Below are 252 nucleotides of genomic sequence, written 5' to 3'. Positions count from 1 at the left end.
CGGGCATGCAGGCGATGCCAAGACCGGCAAGCGTGGCGCCCTTCACCGCCTCCATATTGTTGCAGGTCAGCATCGTGCGGATCTGCGGCTCGGCGCTCCCGGTAATGAACGGCCAGTGCAGCAGCCTGCCGCTGTTGAGAAAACGGAAGTGGGTGCCGAAATGTGCCGAAAGGTCCGCCGGGGTGCCGGGCGTGCCATGGCGATCGAGGTAGGAAGCGGCCGCGCACAAGAACATGCGAAAAGGCGCGACCG

1 protein-coding gene is annotated in these 252 nt (G+C 65.1%); it reads right to left on the bottom strand.

All coding sequences use genetic code 11. The annotated features are described in order from the left end of the window. Window positions 1-235, bottom strand: a 235-nt coding sequence (locus tag KVT37_RS32450; protein ID WP_254634404.1) for a LysR substrate-binding domain-containing protein, incomplete at its 3' end; no start/stop codon positions are given. Between the last annotated feature and the right edge of the window lie 17 nt (window positions 236-252).

Origin of the sequence: Mesorhizobium sp. GbtcB19, from assembly GCF_019091085.1 — a bacterium.
Lineage (GTDB): Bacteria > Pseudomonadota > Alphaproteobacteria > Rhizobiales > Rhizobiaceae > Mesorhizobium.
Note: the sequence above shows the minus strand (reverse complement) of the source record. Positions and strands in the feature narration are given on the sequence as shown.